At 34.2% G+C, this 17,305-nt stretch carries 11 protein-coding genes; 6 read left to right on the top strand and 5 right to left on the bottom strand.

What is annotated here, in order from left to right:
- Positions 1 to 44: 44 nt before the first annotated feature.
- The 3 genes from HM984_RS10260 to HM984_RS10250 form a co-directional block, all read right to left on the bottom strand.
- Positions 45 to 479, bottom strand: coding sequence for an RrF2 family transcriptional regulator (locus HM984_RS10260; protein WP_020894755.1), 435 nt, complete (start codon positions 477 to 479; stop codon positions 45 to 47).
- A 285-nt stretch (positions 480 to 764) separates the two neighbouring features.
- Positions 765 to 1,115, bottom strand: a complete 351-nt coding sequence (locus HM984_RS10255; RefSeq protein WP_115810554.1) for a hypothetical protein — start codon at positions 1,113 to 1,115, stop codon at positions 765 to 767.
- 6 nt (positions 1,116 to 1,121) lie between these two features.
- Positions 1,122 to 2,096 (bottom strand): polyprenyl synthetase family protein, encoded by a 975-nt coding sequence (locus HM984_RS10250; protein WP_179349103.1) that lies wholly within the window; start codon positions 2,094 to 2,096, stop codon positions 1,122 to 1,124.
- 155 nt (positions 2,097 to 2,251) lie between these two features.
- Here HM984_RS10250 and HM984_RS10245 point away from each other — a divergent pair, with 155 nt between their 5' ends.
- From HM984_RS10245 to HM984_RS10230, 4 genes are read left to right on the top strand one after another with little or no spacing between them, the layout of a single operon-like run.
- Entirely contained in the window at positions 2,252 to 2,854 is a 603-nt protein-coding gene (locus HM984_RS10245) for a TetR/AcrR family transcriptional regulator (protein WP_115810558.1), read from the top strand.
- 3 nt (positions 2,855 to 2,857) lie between these two features.
- Positions 2,858 to 4,273, top strand: coding sequence for a TolC family protein (locus HM984_RS10240; protein ID WP_179349102.1), 1,416 nt, complete (start codon positions 2,858 to 2,860; stop codon positions 4,271 to 4,273).
- 14 nt (positions 4,274 to 4,287) lie between these two features.
- Complete coding sequence (locus tag HM984_RS10235; protein WP_179349101.1) at positions 4,288 to 5,469, top strand: efflux RND transporter periplasmic adaptor subunit; 1,182 nt, start codon at positions 4,288 to 4,290, stop codon at positions 5,467 to 5,469.
- A complete protein-coding gene (locus HM984_RS10230) occupies positions 5,469 to 8,984 on the top strand; it encodes an efflux RND transporter permease subunit (RefSeq protein ID WP_115810564.1) in 3,516 nt (1,171 codons plus the stop codon). Before HM984_RS10235 ends, HM984_RS10230 begins: the two co-directional genes overlap by 1 nt.
- A gap of 100 nt (positions 8,985 to 9,084) precedes the next feature.
- On the opposite strand, the gene HM984_RS10225 is transcribed toward HM984_RS10230, so the two are convergent.
- Positions 9,085 to 10,392: a RagB/SusD family nutrient uptake outer membrane protein gene (locus HM984_RS10225; RefSeq protein ID WP_179349100.1), complete on the bottom strand. Its 1,308-nt coding sequence runs from the start codon at positions 10,390 to 10,392 to the stop codon at positions 9,085 to 9,087.
- An 18-nt stretch (positions 10,393 to 10,410) separates the two neighbouring features.
- A complete protein-coding gene (locus HM984_RS10220) occupies positions 10,411 to 13,383 on the bottom strand; it encodes a SusC/RagA family TonB-linked outer membrane protein (RefSeq protein ID WP_179349099.1) in 2,973 nt (990 codons plus the stop codon).
- 292 nt (positions 13,384 to 13,675) lie between these two features.
- Between HM984_RS10220 and aspS the strand changes: the two genes are divergently transcribed.
- Together aspS and HM984_RS10210 are read left to right on the top strand one after the other, a co-directional pair.
- Entirely contained in the window at positions 13,676 to 15,430 is a 1,755-nt protein-coding gene (gene aspS / locus HM984_RS10215; protein WP_179349098.1) for an aspartate--tRNA ligase, read from the top strand.
- 47 nt (positions 15,431 to 15,477) lie between these two features.
- A complete protein-coding gene (locus HM984_RS10210; RefSeq protein ID WP_179349097.1) occupies positions 15,478 to 17,268 on the top strand; it encodes a chloride channel protein in 1,791 nt (596 codons plus the stop codon).
- Positions 17,269 to 17,305: the final 37 nt, after the last annotated feature.

The following is a 17,305-nucleotide window of genomic DNA, read 5'->3' as shown; positions in this document are numbered from 1 at the left end:
TTTTATTTCGGATAGATTTATCCTATTTATATTCAAATTTTTTTTTAAATTTTTAAAAATGAGACTCCAGATTTGATATCTAAAGCTAATTGCTCTAAAGTTGTATTTTCTAGCATTTCTCTTAGTTCTTCTCTAACGACTTTAAATTTATCATGTACAGGACAAGGATGATTTTCATCGCAGGTATGTAAACCTAATCCACAGCCTTTATAGATATTATCGCCATCAATAGCAAAAACAATTTGAGAGAGTTTGGTTGTGGCAATTTTATCTTTTTCAATTTCAAAACCACCATGAGCACCTCTAACAGATTGCACAATGTCATTCCGAACTAAGGCTTGTAAAATTTTTGCGGTAAATGCCTGAGGTGAATCAATCTCTTCTGAAATCTCCTTAGGACTTACACGTCTATGTTCTGAAGAATTAACAGCAATAAAAATTGCGGCTTTTATTCCGTATTCACAAGCTTTAGAAAACATCTTTTAATGTTATTTTAGAATACAAAAATACAACAATTTTTTAAATAGGATAGATTTATCCGATATAAATTATTCAAAGATTGTAATCACTGATTAAAAATATTAGACATTCGTTTAAAGGTTTGGATGAATTAACGTTTCCTAGCTTTAAAGTTAATACACCTTTTTCTTATAGAAATAATGAACAATGCATTCAATTTTCTTACTCTGTTAGGTTAGAGTTTTAGTCTTTGTTCCAGATTCTAGCCATGCAGCGGTCCTTTAGCTTTTATAAAACTACTATTTTTAAGAATGTTTCGCCTTATACCAAACCTTTTGCCATTCCCGTTGTAGAATCATAAAGGTCACGTCTTCTGATAACCTTAACGCATCGCTACCATCTAGATTTCTGATTTTAGCCTCAGAAACATCGATAATATAAAGTAGGTTTAAATAATCCGAAAATTTAGTATTTATAAGATCATAAACGGTTTCTTGAAGCACTAATTTTAAACTGGTAGGCAAAGTTTCTTCATTCAATTCTAAGTCAATATTAGCGTATAATAAATCCTTATTCAATTGAATAATTAATTTTTTATATAAATCTAACGCTTCTGCTTCAACAATTAAATCTTCAAAATTTGAGGGTAAATTCATCCGAAATTAAACACGTCTATTCATTAATTGTTCTCCAAATATTCTCAGCTCTTGCTTTTTGTCATTAGAAATATTTAAAGTTTCTAAGACTTCAAATGCCTTATTGGTATAATCCTTAACAGCGTTTTGAGTAGCTGCAGAAGCACCAGAACTAACGAATATCTCCTTTACCTTTTCAACTTTATTACTATTAGGAAGCTCTAAATTTGAAATAAAGGTCTTCAAATTCAAGGTGTCATCGTCAGACCCTAGCTCCATTGTTTTTAAGTATAAATATGTTTTTTTATTTTCAATAATATCTCCACCGACTTGTTTTCCGAAGGTTTCAGGATTTCCAAAAGCATCTAAATAATCGTCTTGTAACTGAAATGCAATGCCTAAAAGACGACCAAACTCATAAATAGAATTTTGATCTTCAATCGAAGCTTTAGCTACAATCGCCCCCATTTTCATGGCAGCACCAACCAAAACAGCTGTTTTGTATTCAATCATTTTTAGATATTCGGGAATCGTAACATCATCTCGAGTTTCAAAATCAATATCATATTGCTGACCTTCACAAACCTCCAAAGCGGTTTTACTAAATAATTTAGCCAATGCCTGAAATATTTGTGGCTCATAATTTTCGAACAATTGATACGCCATAATAAGCATGGCATCACCAGAGAGAATTCCTGTATTTAAATTCCACTTTTCATGAACAGTTTCTTCCCCGCGTCGTAAAGGTGCATCGTCCATAATATCATCGTGTACCAAAGAAAAATTATGAAAAACCTCAATAGACAATGCTGCATCCATAGCGGTATCAGCGTTTCCACCAAAAATATCAGCTGTCATTAAGGTTAAAATTGGCCGTAGCCGTTTTCCTCCTAACTGAAGAATATAGTTTATAGGATTATATAAATTTCCAGGCTCTTTATCTACTGCAAAACCTTCTAAATATTTTAGAAAAGGCTTTTGATACTGTTCTATATGTTGCATTTGACAAAAATAATGCTTTAAACATATTTTAAGCTAATGTTAGCTGTGTTAAAAAATCATTAAAACTTTGGAAACTTTTTTGGTTTTCAAAGTTTCCCGTTGTAAATTTGCAGCATAATTAAAAAAAAGACCTTCCGCTTAACAGGAATACAAAAATGAAAAATAAAATAATAATAAAGTCTACAGACCTGTTCTTAAACTTAGGTTTTAAGAGCGTCACTATGGACGATATTGCTAATGAAATGGGTATTTCTAAAAAAACGATTTACCAACATTTTCAGAATAAAACTAAATTAGTTGAAGCTACTGCCATGCACGTTTTTGAAAATATATCACATGGTATTGATTGTATTTGTGAGTTAAACACAAACCCGATTGAAGAAATATATGAGATTAAGCGGTTTGTAATGCTTAACCTAAAAGATGAAAAATCATCACCACAGTATCAGCTTCAAAAATATTATCCTAAGATTTATGCTTCATTAAAAAGAAAGCAATTCGAAAAAATGATTGGCTGCGTCACTCGTAATTTAGAGCGCGGTGTTACACAGAAACTTTACAGAGATTCTATAGAAATAGATTTTATAGCTCGCCTTTACTTTAACGGTATGGTTTCTTTAAAAGATCAAGATATTTTTCCACGAGACACGTATGCGATACACAACCTAATGAATAATTATATAGACTATCATTTAAGAGGCATTTGCTCAACCAAAGGGTTAGAAACACTAACAGAATTAAACACCAATTTAAAATAACGTATGAAAAAAACATTAACGCTAATAATAGGCTTTATTATTTTTCAAACAGGCTTTGCACAAGAGCAACCAACACGTCTTTCGCTTCAAGAAGCTATAGATTACGCCTTGGAAAACAACAGATCTACCATTAATGCTTCAAGAGATATTGAAGCCGCTAAACAACAGAAATGGGAAACTACAGCTAGTGGTTTACCTCAAGTAAGTGCAAGTATAGATTATCAGAACAATTTAAAACAGCAAGTATCATTATTACCTGCTTCTGCTTTTGATCCATTAAGCGGAATAAGACAACTAGCTGATTACTACGACTTAGAAGACTTACAGACTCAGCAACTACCCGATGTGCCTCAAGGTTTTTTACCGATTACATTTGGTACCAAACACAGCATGACGGCCTTTGCCACCTTAAATCAAAAAATATTTGATGGGTCTTACCTTGTGGGTTTACAATCTGCGAAAGTTTTTTTAGAAATATCTAAAAACGCCAAAATAAAGACCGATTTAGAAGTCAGAAAAGCGGTTATTGAAGCTTACGGAAATGTACTGTTAGCAGAAGAAAGCATCAAGATTTTTGAAAGAAATATTGATGTCTTGGAAAAAAATCTTTTCGAAACACAGAAAATTTACGAAAATGGATTGGGAGAAGAAGAAAGTGTTGAACAATTGCAAATAACCTTGTCTGGTGTAAAAAGCAACTTGAATAATGTTGAAAGACTAAAGAAATTGGCCTATCAAATGCTAAATATTAATTTAGGATTAGATGTTCAAAACACAATGGTGTTAACCGATAGTCTAGAAACATTAACAGATCAAAACATCTCGTTATCTGATTTGGATGCAGAAAATAATCCGGAAAACACCATTGATTATTTAATTGCCCAAAACGATACTAAAGCAAAAGAGTTATTGGTTAAACTAGAAAAAAGTAAAGCCTTACCAACGCTTAATGCCTTTATTAACGCAGGTTATTCTGGCTATGGAGACGAGTTTAATTTCGCTAAGAAAAGTCAAGATTGGTTTGGGTCTTCACTATTTGGTTTTAGTTTAGATATCCCCATTTTTAGCTCAGGTATGCGAAGTGCTTCAACACAACGTGCAGCAATCAATCTTGAAAAAGCACAAACAGAATTAACAGAAACCGAACAACGTATTAAACTTCAGATTGAATCCGCAAAGAGTGATTATCAATTTGCTATTGAAGATTATGCAAACAAAAAAGAAAATTTAGGTTTGGCAGAACGCATAGAAACTAAAAACCAAACCAAGTTTTTTGAAGGTATTGGTTCTAGTTTTGAGTTGAGACAAGCACAAACACAATTATACACCGCACAACAAGAATTACTTCAAGCCATGTTAGATGTTATAAACTCTAAAACCGCTTTAGAAACCGTTCTAAATACACCAATCAATAATTAAAAATCACCAATAAAATGAAATATATATATCCATTATTAATCGTTGCAATAGTATCGGTTTCATGTTCTGGCGAAAAGAAAAATTCTGTAGAGCAAGTCATTCAAAGCGACAATCTCGAAACTGTAAGAACAAAAAGAGGTCAACTAGTTGCTGAACAGGAAGCCATCAACGATAAAATTAAACTTTTGGATGAGAGAATAAAAACGTTAGATACCACAAAGCACGTGCCTTTAATCACCACATTTAAAGCACAATCTGAAGTTTTTAATCATGTTTTAGAATTACAAGGAAACGTCACCACTAAAGACCTTTTAACCATTACACCAGAATACAACGGTATTTTAACTAGGGTCTATGTTAAGGAAGGTCAGAAAGTTAATAAAGGCCAAATTTTAGCAAAGATTGATGATGGTGGTTTAAGCCAACAACTGGCACAATTAAAAATTCAAGCAGAATTAGCAAGAACAACTTACGAGCGTCAACAGCGACTTTGGGAACAGAACATTGGAAGTGAAATTCAATTTTTACAATCAAAATCTACTTACGAATCGCAACAAGAAGCCGTAAACCAATTAAACCAACAAATTGCGAAAACAAACGTTACAGCACCTTTTTCTGGTACTATCGACGATATCATTACAGAGCAAGGAAGTGTTGTTGCTGCCGGGCAATCGCCATTAATGCGTATTGTAAATTTAGACAATATGTATATTGAAACAGAGGTACCAGAACGTTACGTTTCAGATGTTACAAAAGGAAAAAGTGTAAGTGTTAATATTCCTGTTTTAGGAAAAACAATAGAAACAAATATTCGTCAAGCTGGTGATTTTATAAATCCTGCAAACCGAACATTTAAGGTTGAAGTTGGCATTCCAAACAAAGACAAATCCATTAAACCAAACTTATCTGCGCGTTTAAAAATTAACGATTACACCAGTGAAAAGGCCTTATTAATTCCGCAAAGCGTGGTGTCTGAAAATTCAGAAGGAGAACAATATGTATATGTTGTTACGGATAAAAATGCAAAAGGAATTGGTACCGCAAAACGTGTGATTATTGAAACCGGAAAAACTCAAGACGATATTATTGAAGTCTTAAAAGGTCTTGAAGATGGATCTGAAATCATTAAAGAAGGCGCACGTAGTGTAAGAGATGGACAATCTGTTGAAGTTATTAATTATGAAACTAAAAACTAATGACTGAAAATAAAAAAAATACCGAAAAGGAATTTGGTTGGTCATCGTGGGCAATTAACAACAAAACCACAATGTATGTGCTTATTGCTGTATTTTTCTATTTGGGAATTTCAGCTTTTTTCGACATGCCAAGAGAAGCATTCCCAGAGGTTAATGAAACTAAAATTTACGTTAGTACCATTTATCCAGGAAACACTGCTGAGGATATCGAAAAGTTAATTACAGACCCTGTAGAAGACAAGCTAAAAACAGTAAGTAATGTTGTAGAAATCACCTCAACATCACAAGAAGATTATTCTATGGTGGTTATAGAGTTTGATGAGAACATTACTGTAGAACAAGCCAAACAAAAGGTTAAAGACGAAATCGATTCGGAAACAGCTGGTGAAGATTGGCCAACATTTAACGGAGCCAAAGTAGAACCTGATGTGTTTGAATTAAGTCTTTCGGAAGAAATGCCAATTCTTAACATTAATATTTCCGGGGATTATCCTATTGAAAAATTAAAGGATTATGCTGAATATCTTCAAGATGAAATAGAAGATTTACAAGAAATTAAGAAGGCAGATATCCGTGGCGCACAAGAGAAAGAAGTTGAAGTAGCGGTAGACATCTACAAAATGATGGCGGCCAAAGTAACGTTTAATGATATTCTTGGTGCTATTGGAAATGGAAACATTACGCAATCTGCAGGTAACTTAAAAGCCAGCGGACAACGACGTACCATACGAATTATTGGAGAAATTGAAAAACCGTCAGAACTTGAAAATTTCGTTGTAAAATCAGACAATGGCAGTCCTATCTATTTAAAAGATGTGGCCACTGTTTCATTTCATGAAGAAGATAAAACCACATTCGCAAGAAAATCTGAAAAACCAGTAGTAATGTTAGACGTTAAAAAACGTGCTGGTAAAAACATGGTTGCTGCTGCAGAGCAAACACAGGTTATTGTACAGAATGCTATAGATAATGTATTCCCAAAGGATTTAGAGGTCACTATTACAAACGATCAATCACCGGTAACGATTGGGCAGGTAGATGATTTGGTAAACAATATCATTTTTGGTGTCATTTTAGTAGTTACTGTTTTAATGTTCTTTTTAGGCTTTAAAAATGCCTTATTTGTTGGTTTCGCCATTCCAATGTCCATGTTTATGTCGCTTATGATTTTAGGTCTTATCGGCTATAGTTTAAATACTATGGTACTTTTTGGACTTATTATGGGGCTTGGAATGTTGGTTGATAATGGTATTGTAGTTGTTGAGAACGTCTATCGTTTAATGGAAGACGAAGGTATGGGCCGTATTGAAGCGGCTAAAAAAGGAATTGGAGAAATTGCATATCCTATAATTATTTCTACAGCAACAACGGTAGCAGCCTTTGTACCTTTAGGACTTTGGCCTGGTATCATGGGAGAATTCATGAAGATTTTACCAATTACTTTATCCATCGTTTTAGGATCCTCTTTAGTCGTTGCTATATTTTTTAATTCCGTGTTAGTATCGCGTTATATGACTACCGAAGACAAGGATATGCCTTTAAATCAAATCATTAGAACTACAATTATTGTAGCTGTAATTGGAATTCTTATTTTAATTTTTGGAGGTACATATCGTGGCTTAGGAACCATCATGATTTTTACGGCGATTATGCTTTGGGCATATCGATTTTTCATTAGAGGATGGGCAAATAGTTTCCAAAACAAAGCTTTAGTAAGATTAGAGAATTGGTATGAGCGTCGTTTACGAAATGCATTGTCCAAAAGGCAACCTTACATTTTAAGTATTGGAACGTTTCTACTGTTAATAGCTGCGTTTATAGCTTTCGGAATTTCATTATCTACGCAACGTACAAAAGTTGAATTCTTCCCCGATAATAAACCCAATCAAATTATTGTCTATATAGAATATCCACAAGGTACAGCCATTGAAAAAACTAATGCCATTACCGCACAAATAGAAAAGCGTGTGGATGCGGTTATTAATGCAGACCAATACATGGATGGAGGCAGAAACTTTCTAGTAGAAAGTGCTGTTTCTCAAGTTGGTGAAGGAGCCGGAAACCCGCAGACAGATATGGGATCTGGTGCTGAAATGCCACACAAAGCTAAGATCACAGCGTCTATGCGCGAATATAAGTTTAGAAAAGGTGAAGACAGTGAGCTTTTACGCCAAAAAGTACAAGAAGCTTTGGTTGGTATTTTTCCTGGTGTATTAATTTCTGTTGAAAAAGATGCCAACGGACCACCTGCAGGTTCCCCAATTAATATTGAAATAGACGGTAACGACTACAACGAATTAATTGCGACTGCAGAGCAAATGCGAACTTTTATTAACTCTAAAAATATAGCAGGAATTGATGAGCTTAAAATAGATGTTAATAAAGACAAACCTACCATGTTGGTTGAAATTGACAGAAAAAAAGCAGGAGAATTAGGGGTTACCGCAAAACAGATTGGAGATCAATTACGTAATTCTATCTTTGGATCTAAAGCCGGAATATATAAAGAAGATGGAGACGATTTTGATATCTATGTCCGTTTTAACGAAGCCAATCGTTATGATAAGAGTGCTCTTTTCAACCAAAATATTACATTTAGAGATAATACTGGTCAGATAAAGGAAATTCCATTATCTACAGTTGCGAAACAGAAAAACAATTCTGGTTTTAGTGCCATTAAACATAAGGATACCAAGCGTGTTGTTACCGTTTATTCGGCTTTATCACCAGGATATACAGATGCTGGCGCCATTGTAACTCAGATTCAAAATGAAATGAGAAGCTATGAAGGCTTAGCTGATGATATTCATATTGATTATACAGGTCAGATTGAAGAGCAAAATAAACAAATGGCCTTTTTAGTTGGTGCCTTTTTCACTGGACTCGGTTTAATTTTCTTCATCTTAATATTTCAATTTAACTCCATCTCTAAACCAACCATTATTATGATTGCTATTTTCTTGAGTTTTATTGGTGTCTTTGGTGGTATTGTAATCTCAGGAAGTGCTTTTGTTATTATGATGACTATGGTTGGTATTATATCGCTAGCCGGAATTGTAGTAAACAACGGTGTGGTCCTTTTAGACTACGCGCAATTATTGATTGATAGAAAGAAAAATGAACTAGATTTAGTGGAATCTGATTACTTAACTACAGAAGATCTTTTTGAAAGTATCGTTAAAGCCGGTAAAGCCCGTCTAAGACCTGTGTTATTAACTGCAATTACAACTATTTTAGGCTTAATACCTTTGGCTATTGGACTAAACATTAACTTCTTTACGTTGTTTGCAGACTTTAATCCAAACATATATATGGGTGGAGACAACGTTGTATTTTGGGGACCTTTAGCATGGACTGTTATATATGGTTTATTTGTTGCTACATTTTTAACCTTGATTGTGGTACCAATCTTATTCTTTTTGAGTATAAAACTTAAAATGTGGGGACGACGAAAATTCACTTCTCAGCCTTTAAGAGCTTTAGAAGTTGAGACTATTGAGCAAATTGAAGCTTAAACCCAGATAATAATCAGGACTTAAGATCTAGTATAAATAGTGATTAGCAAAAAAAGCCTCAACAATTGTTGAGGCTTTTTACTATCTAAAAACTTAATTATTATTGATTTTCGTTTGCAGGAATTGGAACCGCTATTGGCACTGAATCCGTTGTTCTATCGTTTGGCAATTCATTTAATCTATCAAATCGTCTCATGTCAACCCAACGATGTCCTTCACCAAACAAAGAATAGCGTCTTTGAAATAAAATTTCATCTTCTAATGCCTGTGGAGTTAAAGCACCACTATAGCTTCCTAAACCGGCCTCATTTCTAATAGCGTTAATTGCCATTACAGCTTCAGAGGGGTTACTTAGCATATTTGCTTCAGCATAAAGAAGTACTAATTCTTCATTTCTCATAATGGGTACCATATCAACATTAGATTGATAGATGAAAACATCATACTCCCCTATTAATCCAGTGGCTTCAACAGGATCATTTCTCAATACCACCTTATCAACTCGCGAATCTAAAGGAAGTGCATCGTCAACAAAACTTGAATGCGACACCCTAACATTAGATGTTTGATTTAAAGCTAAATATAGTGGGTTTGGCGTATCAGCACCTGAAAGTGAAAATGTATGATAAACCCCATTATAGAAATCACCATTCATCTCCATAAAAGAATCCTCCAATAAACTTAATACGCTCGTATAATTTCCTCTATACGCTTCAACTCTTGCATTTAATCCTTTATTAAATTTTAAGAAATCACTAGGCGTATTAAAACCTGAGTATCCTGTAGTTAAATCAAAAGCAAAGCTTCCTCCTGCATTGGCCAAATCAATGGCTGCAGTACTCAACAGGTCACTAATTGCTAGTAAAGCGTCTTCATAGGTAACAAATGGCCCTAGATTATCAGGATCTGATGTATCTATTCTCATTCCGTTTGTATACTGATTATTAGACACCATTAATAATTCATGTGCTTTAAGTGTATTTAAAACACCTTTAATACCAGCAATCTCTTCATCTGAAAAAATGTCAGTAGTGTTTTCAAGACCTTGAAGCGTTAGATTAACATCTTTAATCACAGCATACCTAGAGAGGTATGGACTGGTCGTATAAAACGTATTATTATCTAAATTTCCAGCAACAACATCCCCTTCAAATCTAGGGTCTGAACTTGTGAAATAATAATACTCTCTACCAAAAATACTCTGCACATCAACTTGATTATCTAATCTTGTCCGCATTGCCGACAATACACCAGTTACAGCCGATGGTAATTCTCCTCTTGACAAATCATCTGATATAGAATTTGTATTTGCTCCGTTTAAACTTTCGCCACCGTCAAGCTCACAAGACGTAAATACTGTGACACTTATAGCTAAAAGAATAATATAATATTTTTTTGATATTTTCATTTTTATAGATTTTTAATTTTAAAATTGAGCTGATAAATGGAACATATATCTCTTAGAAGACGGGAATGGCATCACATCTACACCTGTAGATAAACCAGTACCTCCGAAGTTAGACACCTCAGGATCATACCCATTATAGTCAAAAATGTTAATTAGATTATTACCAGATACGCCAATTTTTAAATTTGAGACGACTCCCTTAAATACTTGATCTATAGTTTTGGTTGGAAGACTGTAATACAATCCAATTTCACGTAATCTTAAATAAGTCGCATCCTCAACAAAAGGCCTAGCATTAGCAGCGAAAATACCATTGTTTACCCTGTATACCCCATTAGGAATTACGCCGTCAGGGTCAAGAGTAATATCATCATAATCGGCACTTGTTCCTCCAAAATCTGATAATAACGTAGATAAATTAATATTATCACCGCCTTTTTTCCAATGCCATAAGAATGATAACGTAAAGTTTTTATATTCAAACTTATTGTTAAACGTCATTTGAAAATCTGGTTCTGCATCACCTAAAACAGATACTGCTGTTCCTGGTCCGGTGGTACCAACGATTTGTGTTACACTTGCGCCTTCTTCAATTTGAAACTGACCTAAACTGTTTCCAAAACCACCTAAATTAAAGGTTGGCACATTTAGCTCTGTCATTTCAGACTCGTTCTTAAACCAGCTAATTCCCGAATCCCATCTAAAATCATCAGAATCAAAAGCTGTGACATTAATACCTATTTCAACACCTCTGTTTTCTAAGGTACCTGCATTTACCCATTCTGTACTAAAACCGGTTGAAGGAGCTATATTAGCCTGTAATAATAAATCGTCTACTGTTTTTTTATAATATGTAAATTCTAAAGACACTCTATTATTTAATAAACCGGCGTCAAATCCAACTTCTAGTTCACCTTGTCTTTCTGGTGAAATATTAGGGTTTCCTCTCGTAATTGGTACTGATATACCAATATTACCATCAATAGCAGAACTAACATAAGTCGTATATAGTGACCCAAATGCGGCAAAAGTACCCGCTTCACCATAAGCGATACGTGGCTTAAACCTATTAATAACATTAGTATCACCCCAAAAATCGAAGTTGTGCAAGTTAACCGCTAAAGACGCTTTTGGATAGTAAAACAATTCATTAATATCCCCATTATTAGTAGATTTATCACCTCTAATTCCCAATGTTCCTATCAGTTTATCTTGATAGTTTATTGATTCTTGAACATAAAAACCGAAATCTTCTTGTTCTAATCTAAACTGATTTACAGTTTGGTTTGATGCCTGATCTAGATTGGTTTCTGAAGCAATTAAATCCGTAGCAACAACTCTCACAACATTCTGCGAAAACTGTTCGTTTGTAATACCTGCTTGCGTTGTAAAACTCAGGTCGCTTTCAGTTGTATAATTGTGAACTAAAAAAGCAGAGTAATTTGCATTGGTGTTTGTTGTTGTTGAAAGTCCAGATACACCGTTTAAACCACCATTTTCTGGTAACATAAACTGTAACGATTTTGGAAAAATCACTGTCCCTGTTAACGTGTAGTGATCTGCACCAGCTTTAGCTACAAATTTTAAATCAGAATTCTCTCCTCTATATAAATTGACATCTAAGGTTCCACCCGTTATAAATCTTTGTGTAGATTCATTATTAGTCATTAAATCTCTAGTTTGAATCGGATTTGATGAATTGTTAGGATGTTCTGGGTAGTTACCGTTAGCATCTGGCAACAAATAATCCCAAGGACGTGTATTTGTTAAAGCAACTCCTATCGTTGCACCCGTATTATCATTATTAAAAAAGCCTCTATCAGCACTGGAATTAATATAGTTTGTAGTCACTGATAATTTAATATGGTCCGTAAAATTGTGGTCTGCGTTTAACCTCAAAGAGGTTTTATCATAGCCCGTTCTTTTAACAATACCATCTTCTTGATTTCGTGATAATCCAACATAGAATTTTGTTTTTTCAGAGCCACCAGACATACTTAAGCTAGTGTTACTAATAAATCCTTTTTCGCCGTACATCTCCTCTTCATAATCTCGCAAAGTTCCATTATTTAAAGCGGCTGTATATAAAGCACCTTCTCCGAAAGCACTTTCTGCTAACTCTGCAGTCCAATTTCTTTGTCCTTGTAAATTTATAACTTCATTAAACCCTATAGATTGAGAAAAATTTAATCTCGTTTTACCTGATTTTCCTTTTTTGGTAGTAATAATAATAACGCCGGCAGCACCACGAGACCCATATATCGCAGACGCAGATGCTCCTTTTAAGATTTCTATATTTTCAATATCATCTGGATTTATGTCAGCAATCCTATTTGTTGCGTTATCTTGAGACGACGGATTTCCACCTGTTGCTGCTCCTGAGACCGCATTTATACCACCCGATGCAATACTACTGTTATCAATATAAACACCATCAATAATATATAGTGGTTGCGAATTACCATTAATAGATGTAATACCTCTAAGCTTTACAGATAACCCACCACCTGGCGCACCAGAATTTGAAGTAACCAATGCTCCTGTAAATTTACCAGCTAAAGCTCCATCTAAAGTTTGTGCAGGCGTAGTACCAGCCAAATCTTCTGAAGACAAGCTAGCAACACTATTGGCGGCATTCGTTCTTTTTACGGTAGATGCCAAACCAGATATAACAACTTCATCTAGGCCTGTGGCAGACTCTCGCATGCTAACGTTAACCACCTTAGCTTCATTTACACTAACTTCAATAGTTTCAAACCCTAAAGAAGAGAATACTAAAATCACAGGAAAATTTTCTACGTTAATACTGAAATTCCCATCAAAGTCCGTTACAGCTCCTGTAGCTGTTCCTTTAATAATAACATTAACACCAAGTAAAGGCATATTAGTTGTGCCTTCAACGACTTTTCCGGTAACTTGTTGGCCAAAGCTCAGCAACGGGATAAAAATAATTGAAAACAAAAGCACCTTTAAAGATAAAGTGTAGTTCATAATTTTTAATATTTAAAAGATTAGTCTTGTTAAATATCGTCATAATTAACGATTTAACAAAAATTTAGTATTAATATTATCAATTTCCTATTTTGAACCGCAAATAAATACAACTATCCTAATTACCCGTAATACTAAACCTTCCGTTATCTTAATTTTATTAAAACCACCTTAATAATTAAACTTCTATTAAATAATTGGCAATAACAGATTTTAAATCTTTTAACTTATTAAATTTGCACCTTCAAAACACCATAACCTTTAAATATGGTGTAAACTATAGGATTTTATTATGTACAGAAGTCACAATTGTGGTGAATTAAGAGCATCACACAGTAATACAGAAGTTACACTTTCCGGTTGGGTTCAAGGTGTTCGCGATAAAGGATTTATGATTTATATCGATCTTAGAGATCGTTATGGTATCACACAACTCTATTTTGATGAAGAACGCACACCGAAAGCTATTATAGAAAAAGCGCAAAAGCTTGGACGCGAATTTGTAATTCAAGTAAAAGGAAACGTTATTGAACGTGCTTCTAAAAACCCAAATATTCCAACTGGGGATATTGAAGTTGTAGTTTCAGAATTAACCATCTTAAATAAAGCTTTAGTGCCTCCGTTTACTATCGAAGATAAAACGGATGGAGGAGACGACATAAGAATGAAATATCGCTATTTAGATATTCGTCGTAATCCGGTGAAAAACAGCTTAATTTTTAGAGCTAAAGTGGCTCAAGAAGTGAGAAACTATTTGTCCAATGATGGTTTTATTGAAGTTGAAACTCCATACTTAATCAAATCAACTCCAGAAGGAGCAAGAGATTTCGTAGTGCCTTCTCGTATGAATGAAGGTCAATTTTACGCACTTCCACAATCGCCTCAAACCTTTAAACAACTATTGATGGTTGGTGGCATGGATAAATACTATCAGATTGTAAAGTGTTTTAGAGATGAAGATTTACGTGCCGACAGACAACCAGAATTCACTCAAATTGATTGTGAAATGGCCTTTGTTGAGCAAGAAGATATTTTAAATGTTTTTGAAGGTTTAACACGTCATTTACTAAAAGAAGTGAATGGTGTTGAAGTTGAAAAATTCCCAAGAATGTTATACGACGACGCTATGCGTTTGTACGGAAACGATAAACCAGATATTAGATTTGGAATGGAATTTGGCGAATTAAATGCCGTTACCCAACATAAAGAATTTGGTGTTTTTAATAATGCTGAATTGGTCGTTGGTATCGCAGTTCCTGGAGGAAACGCTTATACAAGAAAAGAAATTGATAAATTAATTGATTGGGTAAAGCGTCCACAAGTTGGTGCTTTAGGCATGATTTATTCACGTTGCAATGACGATGGAAGTTTTAAATCTTCAGTAGATAAATTTTACGACCAAGAGGATTTAGCAAAATGGGCAGAAGTCACTGGTGCAAAACCAGGAGACTTAGTTTGTGTTTTATCTGGTGATACTAATAAAGTAAGAGCGCAATTAAGTGCGTTACGTATGGAATTAGCAACACGTTTAGGATTAAGAGATCCTAAAGTATTTGCACCATTATGGGTAATTGATTTCCCATTATTAGAATTAGATGAAGAAACAGGGCATTACCATGCGATGCACCACCCGTTCACGTCTCCTAAACCTGGACAAATAGAATTGTTAGATACTAACCCAGGCGATGTAAAAGCTAATGCTTACGATTTAGTATTAAACGGTAACGAAATTGGAGGAGGCTCTATTAGAATTCACGATAAAGCCACTCAAGCTATTATGCTAAAACATCTAGGTTTTTCTGATGAAGAGGCTAAAGCACAATTCGGATTCTTAATGGATGCTTTTGAATATGGAGCACCACCACATGGAGGTTTAGCTTTTGGGTTAGATAGATTGGTTGCCATTTTAGGAGGCCAAGAAACGATAAGAGATTTTATTGCGTTCCCTAAAAACAATTCTGGTCGGGATGTGATGATTGATGCGCCTGCACCAATTGATGATGATCAACTAAAAGAATTGAGTTTAAAACTGAATTTAAAATCATAAAAAATATTAATCCTGCTTCTGGCAGGATTTTTTTATAGATTAATTTTATGCAAACAAAACATCCTATATTTAAAAGACTATTGATATGGCGAGCTAAGCATATCTCGCATAAGCAATTTGTATATCTATTGAGTATTTTAATTGGGTTTACGTCTGGTATTGGTGCTGTCGTTCTAAAAAATTTAACGCATTATATTCAACTTTTATTAGAAGGTAAATTGGTTCAATATTACCATCAAGCGTTTTACTTTTTGTTTCCTATAATTGGATTGACTCTTGTTTATTTAATTATAAAATATGTGATCAGAGAAAAGGTAAGTCATGGTATTCCTTCAACATTACACGCCATTTCTAAACGCAAAGGCATCATAAAAGGCTATCAAATGTTTGGGTCTATTCTTACAGCTCCATTAACTGTTGGTTTTGGAGGTTCGGTAGGATTAGAAGGTCCTGCTGTTGCAACAGGAGCCGCAATTGGTTCCAACATTGCTCGGCTTTTTAGAATGAATCAAAAAACCAAAACCTTGCTAATTTGTTGTGCCGCAGCCGGAGCCTTATCTTCTATATTTAAAGCACCAATTGCCGCTATTATTTTTGCAATTGAAGTCTTCAGTTTAGATTTAACAATAGCCTCTATGCTACCTTTATTGTTAGCTTCTCTTTCGGCTATTATTACATCCTATTTTTTCTCTGGAAACGATGTGATATTACCTTTTAGAATTGAAGATACCTTTAGAATTTCTGATGTACCGTTTTATGCTTTTTTAGGAGTCTGCGCTGCATTTACCTCTATTTATTTTGCCGAAGTTTACGAGCGGATTCAAAAGCTTTTTGACAAACTAAACTCACCAATTAAAAAACTTCTTGTTGGTGGTATTGCGATTGGTGTCCTTGTTTATTTTATTCCACCACTTTATGGTGAAGGTTTTGATGTGATTAATAATCTTATTGTTGGAAATCCCGAAAAGGCCTTAGTCAATAATTTTCTGAATTTAGATTTGACTAATATATGGATTGTTATTGCCCTTTTAGCTGGACTCGTATTCTTCAAAATTATTGCTAGTGCTTTAACTTTTGGAGCAGGTGGTGTTGGTGGAATTTTTGGACCAACGCTTTTTATGGGAAGCATTATGGGGAATTGCGTTGCTAAAATCATTAACAATTGTGGGTTGTTTAGCACCCCTGTTTCTGAAAGCAATTTTACGCTTGTTGGGATGGCTGGTTTATTAGCAGGAGTTCTTCATGCACCCTTGACAGCTATCTTTTTAATTGCAGAACTTACAGGCGGATATGACTTATTTATACCTTTAATGATTACTGCTGCAATTTCATTTGGGATAACAAAATACTTTGTTTCGTATTCTGTTTACACGATGGAATTGGCTCGAAAAGGTGAATTAATCACACACGATAAAGATCATGCTGTTTTAACTTTAATGGACATAAACAAAGTTATAGAAACTAACTTTATTCATGTGACCACCAATATGACATTAGGTGAAATCATAAAAGAAGCGGTTATTAAATCGAATCGAAATATTTTTCCGGTAATAGATGAAGAAGACAATACTTTAAAAGGTATAATTTTATTAGATGATATTAGACCTATAATGTTTGACCAAACCCTATACGATAACGTATTTGCTATAGAAGTAATGCAAAAACCACCCGCAATCATCGATATTGAAAAAGATAAAATGACCGTAATTATGAAAAAATTTCAAGATAGTAGTGCTTGGAATTTGCCAGTAGTGAAAAATGGTACTTATATCGGATTTATTTCAAAATCAAAATTATTGACGGCATACCGGAGAGAATTAATTAATTTTACATCTTAACCTGAGTTAAGAAACCTTATAGTTAAGGTTTTGAATT

The organism is Winogradskyella pacifica, from assembly GCF_013403915.1.
Taxonomy (GTDB): domain Bacteria; phylum Bacteroidota; class Bacteroidia; order Flavobacteriales; family Flavobacteriaceae; genus Winogradskyella; species Winogradskyella pacifica.
Note: the sequence above shows the minus strand (reverse complement) of the source record. Positions and strands in the feature narration are given on the sequence as shown.